General features: G+C 67.9%; 8 protein-coding genes and 2 pseudogenes. 7 read left to right on the top strand and 3 right to left on the bottom strand.

Annotated features, from left to right (window positions below; translation table 11 throughout):
* Positions 1-116: 116 nt before the first annotated feature.
* From ilvD to FXN61_RS40005, 3 genes are all read right to left on the bottom strand, one after another.
* Complete coding sequence (gene ilvD, locus FXN61_RS40015) at positions 117-1,961, bottom strand: dihydroxy-acid dehydratase (RefSeq protein ID WP_167979095.1); 1,845 nt, start codon at positions 1,959-1,961, stop codon at positions 117-119.
* Positions 1,962-2,037: 76 nt separating this feature from the next.
* Positions 2,038-2,463: a vitamin K epoxide reductase family protein gene (locus tag FXN61_RS40010; protein ID WP_167979094.1), complete on the bottom strand. Its 426-nt coding sequence runs from the start codon at positions 2,461-2,463 to the stop codon at positions 2,038-2,040.
* On the bottom strand, positions 2,460-2,885 hold the full coding sequence (locus FXN61_RS40005) for a PH domain-containing protein (protein WP_167979093.1): 426 nt from the start codon (positions 2,883-2,885) through the stop codon (positions 2,460-2,462). Before FXN61_RS40005 ends, FXN61_RS40010 begins: the two co-directional genes overlap by 4 nt.
* Before the next feature lie 322 nt (positions 2,886-3,207).
* Between FXN61_RS40005 and FXN61_RS40000 the strand changes: the two are divergent.
* The 7 genes and pseudogenes from FXN61_RS40000 to FXN61_RS39970 form a co-directional block, all read left to right on the top strand.
* Positions 3,208-4,951, top strand: a pseudogene (locus FXN61_RS40000) (acetolactate synthase large subunit).
* Positions 4,951-5,457 (top strand): acetolactate synthase small subunit, encoded by a 507-nt coding sequence (ilvN, locus tag FXN61_RS51150; RefSeq protein WP_045310681.1) that lies wholly within the window; start codon positions 4,951-4,953, stop codon positions 5,455-5,457. Before FXN61_RS40000 ends, ilvN begins: the two are co-directional and overlap by 1 nt.
* A gap of 22 nt (positions 5,458-5,479) precedes the next feature.
* Positions 5,480-6,493: a ketol-acid reductoisomerase gene (gene ilvC, locus FXN61_RS39990; RefSeq protein WP_167979092.1), complete on the top strand. Its 1,014-nt coding sequence runs from the start codon at positions 5,480-5,482 to the stop codon at positions 6,491-6,493.
* A 91-nt stretch (positions 6,494-6,584) separates the two neighbouring features.
* Positions 6,585-6,848, top strand: a complete 264-nt coding sequence (locus FXN61_RS39985) for a DUF397 domain-containing protein (RefSeq protein WP_167979091.1) — start codon at positions 6,585-6,587, stop codon at positions 6,846-6,848.
* 464 nt (positions 6,849-7,312) lie between these two features.
* The gene (gene serA / locus FXN61_RS39980; protein WP_167979090.1) at positions 7,313-8,902 is read left to right on the top strand and encodes a phosphoglycerate dehydrogenase; all 1,590 of its coding nucleotides are present in this window, start codon (positions 7,313-7,315) and stop codon (positions 8,900-8,902) included.
* Positions 8,903-9,148: 246 nt separating this feature from the next.
* Positions 9,149-12,418: a S8 family serine peptidase gene (locus tag FXN61_RS39975; protein ID WP_312878362.1), complete on the top strand. Its 3,270-nt coding sequence runs from the start codon at positions 9,149-9,151 to the stop codon at positions 12,416-12,418.
* A 265-nt stretch (positions 12,419-12,683) separates the two neighbouring features.
* Positions 12,684-12,823: pseudogene (locus FXN61_RS39970) on the top strand (3-isopropylmalate dehydrogenase); the annotation flags it as partial.

The following is a 12,823-nucleotide window of genomic DNA, read 5'->3' as shown; positions in this document are numbered from 1 at the left end:
GGTCGTGATACCCGTGCTACCAGGAGCTTCGCCGCGTTCAAGGCGGTCGGTCAGATCGACCTGATCTTGTGACCAGCAAGATAGGATGGAAAAGGCTCAGTACTTGCAGATGCCTTCTAGCGGCTGGGGTCGCGCACCGCGCCCGTCGACGCGTCCGTCGCCATCCGCGCGTACGCCCGCAGCGCACCCGTGACCGGACGGACGCGGTCCACCGGCTGCCACGGCCGCTCCGACGCCTCCATCTTGGCGCGGCGCTCGGCCAGCACCTCGTCGTCCACCAGCAGCTCGAGGCGCCGCTCGTGCACGTCGATCAGGATCCTGTCGCCGCTCTCGACCAGGCCGATCGTGCCGCCACCCGCCGCCTCCGGCGAGATGTGGCCGATCGACAGGCCCGACGACCCACCGGAGAAGCGGCCGTCGGTGATCAGCGCGCACTTCTTGCCGAGGCCGGCGCCCTTGAGGAACGCCGTCGGGTGCAGCATCTCCTGCATGCCGGGGCCGCCTGACGGGCCCTCGTAGCGCACGACCAGGACCTCGCCGGCCTGGATCTCCTTGTTGAGGATCGCAGAGACGGCCTGCTCCTGGGACTCGACGACGCGCGCCGGGCCCTCGAAGTGCCACAGCTCCTCGTCGATGCCGGCGGCCTTGATGATCGCGCCGCGCTCGGCCAGGTTGCCGCGCAGCACGGCCAAGCCGCCGTCACGCGTGTAGGCGTGCTCGAAGTCGCGGATGCAGCCACCGGCGGCGTCGGTGTCCAAAGAGGACCAGCGGTTCGACGTCGAGAACGCCTCGGTCGTGCGAACCCCACCCGGTGCCGCGTGGAACAGCTCAATGGCCTCGGGCGACGGCTCCGAAGCGCGGATGTCCCACCTCGCCAGCCACTCCGCGAGCGTGGGCGTGTGCACCGACGTCACGTCGTCGTTCAGCAGACCCGCGCGGTAGAGCTCGCCCAGCAGCGCGGGGATTCCGCCCGCCCGGTGCACGTCCTCCATGTGGTAGTCGGAGTTCGGCGACACCTTGGACAGGCACGGCACGCGGCGGGACAGGTCGTCGATGTCCTGCAGCGTGAAGTCGATCTCGCCCTCCTGCGCGGCGGCGAGGATGTGCAGCACCGTGTTCGTCGAGCCGCCCATGGCCATGTCGAGCGCCATCGCGTTCTCGAACGCCTTGCGGTTCGCGATCGAGCGCGGCAGCGCAGACTCGTCGTCCTCGCCGTACCAGCGCTTGCACAGCTCGACGACGACGCGGCCGGCCTCGGAGAACAGCTCGCGGCGGGCGGCGTGCGTCGCCAGCGTGGAACCGTTGCCCGGCAGCGAGAGCCCGAGGGCCTCGGTCAGGCAGTTCATCGAGTTCGCGGTGAACATGCCGGAGCAGGAGCCGCACGTCGGGCACGCGGAGCGCTCGACCTCGCTCAGGCCGTCCTCGTTGACCGCCGGGGACGCCGACGCGGAGATCGCGGTGATGAGGTCGGTCGGCGCGACGGCGACACCTTCGACGACGACGGCCTTGCCGGCCTCCATCGGCCCGCCGGACACGAACACGACGGGGATGTTGAGCCGCATCGCCGCGTTCAGCATGCCGGGGGTGATCTTGTCGCAGTTCGAGATGCAGACGATCGCGTCGGCCTGGTGCGCGTTGACCATGTACTCGACGGAGTCGGCGATGATCTCGCGGCTGGGCAGCGAGTAGAGCATGCCGCTGTGGCCCATGGCGATGCCGTCGTCGACCGCGATGGTGTGGAACTCGCGCGGCACGCCACCCGCCTCGCGCACGGCCTCGGCCACGATGTCGCCGAGGTCGCGCAGGTGCACGTGACCCGGCACGAACTGCGTGTAGGAGTTGGCGATCGCGATGATGGGCTTGCCGAAGTCGCTGTCCGTCATGCCGGTCGCGCGCCAGAGCGCGCGGGCTCCGGCTGCGTTGCGGCCGTGCGTGGTGGTGCGAGAGCGGAGCTGAGGCACTGCTCCTCCAGATTCAGTTCAAGAAAAAGCGCGCGGGACGCGGGGGTGAGGCGTCCATCAGTCTGGGAGCGGTGCCTCAAAGGTTACTTGGGCGCAGACTCGCGGAAACCAGCAGATAGGCCAGCGCGAGCGTGATCACGTGCACGACGGTGCACCACAGGCAGATCTTGCCGATGATGAGGAACTCGGCCGCGACCAGGTAAACGACCATCAGCACGCCGATGCCGATCGCACCCAGCCGCACCCACTTCAGCGCGTCGATCCGCCACGCGAACGGGAGGCAGATCACGGTGAGGAACGCGAAGAAGGCCAGTCCGAGGAACGCGACGGGGATGCCCATGAGCTCCGACTGCTCGCTCGTGGTCACGGTCTCACAGTCGACGACCGAGTCGGCCGAGCACAGCAGCGCGCTCGCGTTGAAGTGCGTGTACGTCAGGTAAGCCGAGGTCAGCAGGCCTGCGATGGACAGCAGCAGGCTCAGCAGCGGAACTCGTTTGGTCACTTCTCCGACTCTACGGATTCCTCCGCGGGTTCCTCCGCAGGCGCAGGTTCTTCCGTGACACTCGGGTCGGGCACACGCCCACCGCTGACCAACGACAACGCCGGCAGGTGCATGAACCGGACCGCGGGCAACGTCACCTCGGTGTCGTCCGTCTTCACGACCTTGAGCCAGCCCTTCTGGACCAGCCGGATCGACTTCACCTCGTCCCACTTCACGGTGGTCGTGCCGACCAGGCCGCGAGCGACGAGCTCTTCCTCGGTGACGGTCGTGCGGTTGCGCACCACCCAGTACGCGTACGCGAGCGGGAGAACGTAGAGCGCTTGCAGTCCAGGAGCGAGCCACGCCACAGGAGTCACGCAGATGGCGATCAGACCCGCTGCGAGCAGCGCCGTTGCCGGGATGCGAAAGACCAGCTTCTTCACTCGAAGGATTGTTCCACGTCCACGATCCGGGAATTCCATCTCGCAGAGTTGACGCCATCTTGCGCGAGGCGATAACGTCCGCTCCATGCAGCGCACGCTCGTTCTCGTACTTCTCAGGCGCGTCGACGCCTGAGCCGAACAGCCTGCGTCGACGCGCGACCCTCGCACGACCCACCTCCGGGTTGTCGAGGGTTTTTTCGTGTCCGGACCCCGATACCCACGAGGCAATGAGATGACCAGCGCACCATCGCGACAGGCTTCCGAGCCCACGTCGCCACGTCCAGGTCCGCGGCCCAAACCGGCCCCGCCCAGTGGCGCACCGATTCGTGTAACCGGTGCTCAGTCGCTTGTGCGATCGCTGGAGGCGGTCGGCTGCGAAGTGGTGTTCGGCATTCCCGGCGGGACGATCCTTCCCGCGTACGACCCGCTGCTGGACTCCACGAAGGTCCGGCACATCCTCGTCCGCCACGAGCAGGGCGCTGGACACGCGGCGACCGGATACGCGCAGGCCACCGGCAAGGTCGGTGTCTGCATGGCGACCTCGGGTCCGGGTGCGACGAACCTCGTCACCCCGATCGCGGACGCGAACATGGACTCCGTGCCCATCGTCGCGATCACCGGCCAGCAGTCGCGGCCGCTGATCGGCACGGACGCCTTCCAGGAGGCGGACATCTGCGGCATCACGATGCCGATCACCAAGCACAACGTGCTCGTGACCGACCCGGCGGACATCCCGCGGGCGATCGCGGAGGCGTTCCACATCGCGTCGACCGGCCGACCCGGCCCCGTCCTCGTCGACATCCCCAAGGACGTGCTGCAGGAGACCACCAGCTTCTCCTGGCCGCCCGAGATGCGCCTGCCCGGTTACCGGCCGACGACCCGGCCGCACGGCAAGCAGGTCCGCGAAGCCGCCAAGCTGATCGTCAACGCGCACAAGCCCGTGCTCTACGTCGGCGGTGGCGTGATCAAGGCGGACGCCCACGCCGAGCTGCTGCGCCTGGCCGAGGACACCGGCATCCCGGTCGTCACCACGCTGATGGCGCGCGGGGCGTTCCCCGACTCGCACCAGCAGCACCTCGGCATGCCCGGCATGCACGGCACCGTCGCGGCCGTCGCGGCGATGCAGAAGTCGGACCTGCTGATCGCATTGGGCGCGCGGTTCGATGACCGCGTCACCGGTCAGCTGAGCTCGTTCGCGCCGGACGCGCAGATCATCCACGCGGACATCGACCCGGCGGAGATCTCCAAGAACCGCCGCGCGGACGTCCCGATCGTGGGCGACTGCAAGGAGATCATCACCGAGCTGATCGACGCGGTCCGCACCGAGCGCGAGACGCTGGCCAAGCAGGTCGACTACGCGCCGTGGTGGGAAACGCTCAACTCGATCCGCGAGACCTTCCCGCTCGGCTACGACTGGCCGGACGACGGCACGCTGTCGCCGCAGTACGCCATCGAGCGCATCGGCCAGCTGTCCCCGGCGGACACGATCTACACCGCGGGCGTCGGCCAGCACCAGATGTGGGCCGCGCAGTTCGTGAAGTACGAGCACCCGCGCACGTGGATCAACTCCGGCGCTCGGCACGATGGGCTTCGCCGTTCCAGCCGCGATGGGCATCAAGGCAGGTCAGCCGGGTCGCACGGTGTGGGCCATCGACGGCGACGGCTGCTTCCAGATGACCAACCAGGAGCTCGCCACCTGCGCCATCGAGGGCCTGCCGGTGAAGATCGCCGTGATCAACAACGGCAACCTGGGCATGGTCCGCCAGTGGCAGAACCTGTTCTACGGCGAGCGGTACTCCAACACGGATCTGGGGACGCACAAGCACCGCATCCCAGACTTCAAACTTCTGGCGGAAGCTCTCGGCTGCGCGGGCCTGCGCGCCGAGTCGCGCGAGGAGGTGGACGAGGTGATCGCGAAGGCGCTGGAGATCAACGACAGGCCGGTCGTGGTCGACTTCGTCGTCGGCAAGGACGCCCAGGTGTGGCCCATGGTCGCGGCGGGCACCGGCAACTCCGAGATCATGGCCGCTCGCGGCATCCGCCCCCTGTTCGACGAGGATCTGTGATGACCAGGCACACGCTGAGCGTTTTGGTCGAGGACAAGCCCGGTGTGCTCGCGCGCGTCGCCGGTCTGTTCTCCCGCCGCGGCTTCAACATCGAGTCGCTCGCGGTCGGCCGCACCGAGTACCCCGACATCTCCCGCATGACGATCGTGGTCTCGGTCGACGAGCTGCCACTGGAGCAGGTGACCAAGCAGCTCAACAAACTCATCAACGTCATCAAGATCGTCGAACTGGAGCCGGCCGCTTCCGTTCAGCGGCAACTGGTGTTGATTAAAGTTCGTGCGGACGCGACGGTGCGGTCGCAGGTCCTCGAAACCGTTCAGCTCTTCCGCGCGAAGGTCGTCGACGTGTCGCCGGAGGCGGTCACGATCGAGGCCACCGGCACGTCCGAGAAGCTCGACGCGTTGCTGCGCATGCTGGAGCCCTACGGGCTTCGCGAGATCGTCCAGTCCGGCATGGTCGCCATCGGCCGTGGCGCTCGTTCCATCACCGCCACCGCGGTGCGATAAATCCAGAAAGTAGGGAATTACAGTGAGCGTCGAGATCTTCTACGACGACGATGCCGACCTGAGCATCATCCAGGGCCGCAAGGTGGCCGTGATCGGCTACGGCAGCCAGGGCCACGCCCACGCGCTGTCCCTGCGCGACTCGGGCGTCGAGGTCCGCATCGGCCTGCAGGAGGGCTCCAAGTCCCGCGCCAAGGCCGAGGAAGAGGGCCTTGAGGTCGGCACCCCGGCCGAGGTCTCCGCGTGGGCCGACGTGATCATGATCCTGGCGCCGGACACCGCCCAGCGCCACATCTACGCCAACGAGATCGCCGCGAACCTCAAGCAGGGCGACGCGATCTTCTTCGGCCACGGCTTCAACATCCGCTACGGCCTCATCACGGCACCGTCCGGTGTGGACGTCGCCATGGTCGCCCCGAAGGGCCCCGGCCACCTGGTCCGCCGCCAGTTCGTGGACGGCAAGGGCGTTCCCGCCCTCATCGCGGTGGAGCAGGACGCGTCGGGCAACGCCCAGGCGCTCGCCCTGTCCTACGCCAAGGGCATCGGCGGCACCCGCGCGGGCGTCATCAAGACGACGTTCAAGGAAGAGACCGAGACGGACCTCTTCGGCGAGCAGGCGGTCCTGTGCGGTGGCGCTTCCGCTCTCGTCCAGGCCGGCTTCGAGGTCCTGACCGAGGCGGGCTACGCCCCCGAGGTCGCGTACTTCGAGTGCCTCCACGAGCTCAAGCTGATCGTCGACCTCATGTACGAGGGCGGCATCGCCCGCATGCGCTACTCGATCTCCGACACGGCCGAGTACGGCGACCTGACCCGCGGCCCGCGCGTCATCACCGCCTCCGTCAAGGAGGAGATGAAGAAGATCCTGGGCGAGATCCAGGACGGCACCTTCGCCTCCGAGTGGGTCGGCGAGGACGACAACGGCCGCGCGAACTACAAGAAGCTGCAGCAGGAGGGTGAGAACCACCCGATCGAGGCGACCGGCAAGAAGCTCCGCGACATGATGTCGTGGGTCGACCGGCCGATCACCGAGACCGCCTGAGTCTTTTCTCCAGGGAGGCCCGTGGCGCGTGTGTGACGCGCCGCGGGCCTTTCCGCTTCGCGTTGTCGATCATCCGCTAGCTTCTTCAGACATGACCGACAGCGCGCCGATCTACGACGACAAAGCCCACGTGCGCGGCAACCTGGACCTCCGCAACGCGGAGTGGAAGCGCCCGCCGGAGCCGGAGCCGGAAGACGGCCACGTGGAAATCGCCTTCGTGGAGCACACCGACGGTGCCACCTACGTCGCCATGCGCAACTCCAAGGAGCTCGACCCGGTCCTGGTCTTCACCATGGCCGAGTGGGACGCTTTCGTAGCAGGCGCAAAGGACGGGGAGTTCGACGAGCCCTGGTAGGCGCGGCCGGGCGCGCGAACCTGTCGCGTGACCTCGGTCCGCGGCTCGGGTGAACGTCCGTTCCGTCGACCCGATCCCTGCGCCGACGTGCTCCGGTGGCCTCTATCAGCGCCTTGGCCGCACCGAGGTCGGCCTGGAGCTCCTCGATCGCGGACGACTGCCAGGCGGACCGCACAAGATCTGTCAGGCACCCCATTCGCGGAAACTAGCAAGGCGCAGGGCCCGTGGTCAGCTGGTTTTCCGGCCAGGAAGCCGCGGAACCGTCGTCCGCAGGGCAACCACCGCAAACCTCGTCCCACACCCCGGACACCCGGCGTGACCTGAGCCACCCGCCAAAGGCCCAGGCAAGCCCCCTGTCTATGCTCGTTAACAGTCCGGACACATTGCGGTGCCCGGTCGGCGCGGGTCAGCCGCCTCGACCACGCCCGCGCCCCACGATTCGACCGTTCCTGGGAGCGATGTCCGTGACCAACACGAGCCGACCTGTTGTCCTCATCGCCGAGAAGCTCGCACCGTCCGTTCTGGACGCTCTCGGCGACGGCGTGGAAGTGCGCCACGTAGACGGCACCGACCGCCCGGCCCTCCTCGAAGCCGTAGCGGACGCGGACGCCCTGCTCGTCAGGTCCGCCACCCAGGTCAACGCCGAGGTCTTCGCCGCCACCCGCAAGCTCAAGGTCGTGGCCCGCGCGGGTGTCGGCCTGGACAACGTCGAGGTTCCTGCGGCGACCGCGAGCGGCGTGATGGTCGTCAACGCGCCGACGTCCAACATCGTGAGCGCCGCCGAGCACGCGGTCGCCCTCCTGCTCAGCGTCGCGCGCCAGATCCCGGCCGCCCACGAGACGCTGCAGAACCACGAGTGGAAGCGCAGCAAGTTCAACGGCGTCGAGCTGAACGGCAAGACCGTCGGCGTGGTCGGCCTCGGCAAGATCGGTCAGCTGTTCGCGCAGCGCATCGCCGCGTTCGGCACCGAGCTCATCGCCTACGACCCCTACGTCTCCGCGCAAAGGGCCGCCCAGCTCGGCATCGAGCTCGTCACCCTCGAGGAGCTCCTCGAGCGCGCGGACGCCATCAGCATCCACCTGCCGAAGACCCCGGAGACCAAGGGCCTCATCGGCGCGGAGCAGCTCGCGAAGGCCAAGCGCGGCGTCATCATCGTCAACGCCGCCCGCGGTGGCCTCATCGACGAGGAAGCCCTCGCGCAGGCCGTGCGGGAGGGCCAGGTCGGCGGCGCCGGCATCGACGTCTTCAGCTCCGAGCCCACCACTGAGAACCCGCTGTTCAACGTTCCCGGCATCGTCGTCACCCCGCACCTGGGCGCGTCCACCGCCGAGGCACAGGACCGCGCGGGCACCGACGTCGCGAAGAGCGTCATCCTCGCGCTCGCCGGCGACTTCGTGCCGGACGCCGTGAACGTCCAGGGCGGCGCGGTCGGCGAAGAGGTTCGCCCGTACCTGCCGCTCGTGCAGAAGCTCGGCACCGTCCTCAGTGCACTGTCGCCGAAGGCCCCGACCAGCGTCACGGTCGAGGTCCGCGGCGAACTGTCCAATGAGGACGTCGGCGTGCTGCCGCTCGCGGCACTGCGCGGTGTCTTCTCCAGCGTCGTCGAGTCGCAGGTGACGTTCGTGAACGCCCCGCGCCTCGCGGAGGACCTGGGCGTCAACGTCGAGCTGGTCAAGGAGACCGAGAGCCCGAACCACCGCAGCCTCGTCACGGTCAGGGCCGTGCACGCGGACGGGTCGAGCCACAGCGTCTCCGGCACGGTCAGCGGCATCGCGCAGGTCGAGAAGCTGGTGAACATCAACGGCCGCAACTTCGACCTGAGGGCCGAAGGCACCGTGCTGCTGCTGGAGTACCCGGATCGTCCGGGTGTCATGGGCACGGTCGGCACGCTGCTCGGCGAGGCCGGCGTGAACATCGAGGCCGCGCAGATCAGCCAGACCGGCAGCGACGCCGTCATGGTGCTGCGGGTGGACCGCCCGGTCGACACCGCGGTGCTCGACCCGATCGGCGCGGCTGTGGGAGCGCGCACCGTGCGGAGTGTCGACTTCGGATAGTCACGACAAACCGGGAAGGGGACGGCAAAGTCCCCTTCCCGTGTCTATTGCGGTTCACAACGAACACGTAACAGGCAACTATCTGTAGACAACATTCATACTTTCGGGGCAGTCGCAGAGACACGCACAGCGATTAGGTTCCCCACGAGGTTGACCCGGTGCCGTAGAGGGCGCGGCACTGTTTACATTCGGGTCGAAGGCACACACCTCGGTTGGGGCAACGTTGTGAAGAGACGATCAAGTCTGGTGGTGTTCTCTGCCATCACCACACTGCTGATCGCACCCGCCACGGCTCAGGCGCAGAGCAATCCGCTCGCGCAGCCGGTCAAGGGTGCACACGGGTTGGACGCGAAAGCGTTGCACCTCAAGGTTTCTCCCAGGTTGAACTCCTCCGGCAAGGTCACCGCGTTCGTCGCGCTCGACCGCAAGCCGGCCGTCGACGCGTTCGACGAGAAGAAGAGCCAGGGCAAGGAAGTCGCGAAGCAGGCGGCCAAGCAGGCGAAGAACGACGTGTCGGCGGCGGTCGACCAGGTCGTCGGCCAGCTCAAGAGCGCGGACACTTCCACCAAGGAGCTCTACCGCACTTCCAACGGCGTTCCCGGCGTCGTCGTGAACGCGGACGCGCAGAAGGTTCGCGAGCTGGCCCAGCGCCAGGACGTCCTCGCGGTCTACCCGGTCGTGCCGAAGAAGCGGCAGAACTCCAACGCCGTCCAGCTCACCAGGACGCTCAACGTCTGGCAGCAGTACGGCAAGCTCGGCGACGACGTGCGGGTCGGCATCATCGACACCGGCGTGGACTACACGCACGCGAACTTCGGCGGTCCCGGCACTGTCGACGCGTTCCGCGCCGTCGACCCGCGCGCGAAGGACCCGAACTTCCCGACCGCGAAGGTCGTCGGCGGTTACGACTTCGTGGGCGAGGAGTACGACTCGGCCAGCAAGGACCCGGCGGTCAACACGCCGAAGCCCGACCCGAACCCCATCGACTGCAACGGCCACGGCTCGCACGTCGCGGGCACCACGGCCGGCTTCGGCGAGAACGCCGACGGCAGCACGTTCAAGGGCGACTACACCAAGCTCGACGCCGACAAGCTCAACGCGATGAAGATCGGCCCCGGCACCGCGCCGAAGGCCCTCGTCTACGCGCTGAAGGTCTTCGGCTGCGACGGTTCGACCAACGTCACCTCGCAGGCGCTGGACTGGTCGCTCGACCCCGACGGTGACGGCGACTTCTCAGACCACCTCGACGTGGTCAACCTGTCGCTCGGCTCCGACTACGGCGCCCCGGACGACCCCGACAGCCTGTTCGTGAAGAAGCTGTACAAGGTCGGCGTCATGCCGGTCTTCTCCGCGGGCAACGGTGGCGACCTTTACGACATCGGCGGTTCGCCCGGCAACACGCCCGAGGCGCTGACCGTCGCGTCCACGCGCGATTCCTTCGTGCTGCGTGACGGCGCCGAGGCCAACGGCCAGGCGAAGCCCGGTCAGTACAGCCAGAACTTCACCGGCTACCTCGGTTACGACAAGACCCTGCCGGTCGTGAAGCTGACCCAGGCGGGCAACCTCGACGGCTGCCAGCCGATCACCGAGGCCCTCGCCGGCAAGTTCGTGTGGCTGGAGTGGGACGACAACGACGCGACGCGCCGTTGCGGTTCGGGTGGCCGTACCAACAACGCCCAGGCGGCAGGCGCGCAGGGCGTGGTGCTTTCGTCCACTTTGAACAACTTCAACGCGGGCATCGCGGGCAACGCGACCATCCCGGTCTTCCAGTTCACCGGCGACGCCACCAACCAGGTGCGCCCGCTGCTGAACGCGGGCACGCTGACCGTTCGCATGGCAGGCGTCCTGCGCACCACGGTGCCGACGTACGATCAGTCCATTTCGGACACGCCGAGCTCGTTCACCAGCCGTGGCACGCGCGGTCAGTCGATCAAGCCGGACGTCGCCGCGCCCGGTGACACGATCTCGTCGACCGCTGTCGGTTCCGGCAACGACCGCTCGGTGATCTCCGGTACGTCGATGGCGTCCCCGCACGTCGCCGGCATCGCGGCCCTGGTGCGCCAGGCGCACCCGGACTGGACGCTGGAAGAGGTCAAGGCCTCGATCATGAACACCGCCGGCGCGGACGTGAAGGAAGCAGGCAAGACCTTCGCTCCCAACCGCGTCGGCACCGGTCGCGTGGACGGCAAGTCCGCGATCGACAACCAGGTCCTCGCCTACGTCGAGGACGACAACGGCTACGTCAGCGCGAACTTCGGCGTCGTCGAGGTCTCCAAGCCGGTCTCGAAGACCAAGACGATCAAGATCGTCAACAAGTCGACGAAGGCCGTCGAGTACAAGGTCGGCTACACGGCCGCCACGTCGATCCCCGGTGTGAGCTACGTGCTCTCGCAGGACAAGGTGAAGCTGAGCCCCCGCGGCGTCGCGCGCGTCAAGGTGACCCTGAAGATCGACGACCCGAAGGCGCTGCGCAAGACGGTGGACTCGACCGTCGTCCCGACGCAGCTCGACGTGCCGCGCCAGTTCCTCGCGGACGCCTCCGGTCGCGTGACCCTCACGCCGACCGCCGGTGCCACGGTGCCGCTGCGCCTGTCGGTCTACTCGGCGCCGAAGCCGGTGGCGGACATCAAGACCGCCTCCAGCCTCAAGTTCCGCGGCAACGACAAGCAGGCGATCCTGAACCTGACCGGCCGCGGCGTCGACCAGGGCACGGGCTCGCAGGCCTACCGCTCGCTGGTCAGCGTCCTCGAGCTGCAGGCCCAGTCGCCGAAGCTGCGCGACTGCCGCCGCAACGTCACCGAGAACTGCGCGCTCAACGACACCGCCAAGGGCGGCGACCTGCGCTACGTCGGCGCGGCCTCCACAGCCCCGCTCGCCAAGGCCCAGGGCAAGCCGGAGGAGTCGCTGCTCGCGTTCGGTGTCGCGACGTGGGGCAACTGGTACAACCTCGGCATCAACACCATCCCGTTCATCGACATCGACACGAACGGTGACGGGACCGCCGACTTCGAGACGTTCGCGACCCGCCTGACCGACACCGACCTGCTGGTCGCGTCCACGGTCGACCTCAAGACGGGTCAGACGGTCGACATCCAGGCCGTCAACGGCCTGTTCGGCGACGTGGACGCGAACGTGTCGGACACCAACGTCGTGGTCCTGCCGGTGCTGCTCACGGCACTGGGCATCGACCCGGCGAAGGACACCTCGCGCATCTCGTACGTCGCCGGCACCACCGGCTACTACGTGGCGCCGGGCAACGCGAACGGCCTGATCGACGTCATCGACCGCAACCTGTCCTTCGACCCGCTCAAGCCGGGTCTGTGGGCGCAGGGCGGCGGCGACGCGGCGCTCTCGTACCTCGCCAAGCCGGGCACCGCGCTCGTGGTGAACAAGGACGAGGCCGCCCTGAAGGCCGACAAGTCCGAGGGCCTGCTGGTGCTCAACCACCACAACGCCAACGGCGACCGCGCGTCGGTCGTCACGGTCCGGTCGAGCGGACGCGGTTCGGCCTACTAGGTCGGATGTTTGTCCTGGAGGCCCGGTTTCCGTGGGGAACCGGGCCTCCGGCGTTGTAAGCAGGGCCGTCACCCCTTGACGTGACCCCGTTCCTGCGGTCGAGTGACACTCGAAAGTGGGCAATGGGCCGTGTGGGTGTCCCGCAGTACGGGAGAGAACACCCCGAAGGGGTGTCCGGCATGCGGCGAGTGGCCGTGATGCCGGTAGCCTTTCGCGAAGGAAAGTAGTCCCACCAATTGGGGACTGACACCTGGGAGGTGTGTGGATGCGGCTCGCAGTGATCCCAGGAGACGGGATCGGGCCCGAGGTCATCGCTGAGGCCCTGAAGGTACTCGGCGAGGTCGTTCCGGCGGCCGAGATCACTCGCTACGACCTCGGCGCGGCGCGCTGGCACGCCACGGGAGA

The organism is Lentzea indica (assembly GCF_012184385.1).
GTDB lineage: Bacteria > Actinomycetota > Actinomycetes > Mycobacteriales > Pseudonocardiaceae > Lentzea > Lentzea indica.
Note: the sequence above shows the minus strand (reverse complement) of the source record. Positions and strands in the feature narration are given on the sequence as shown.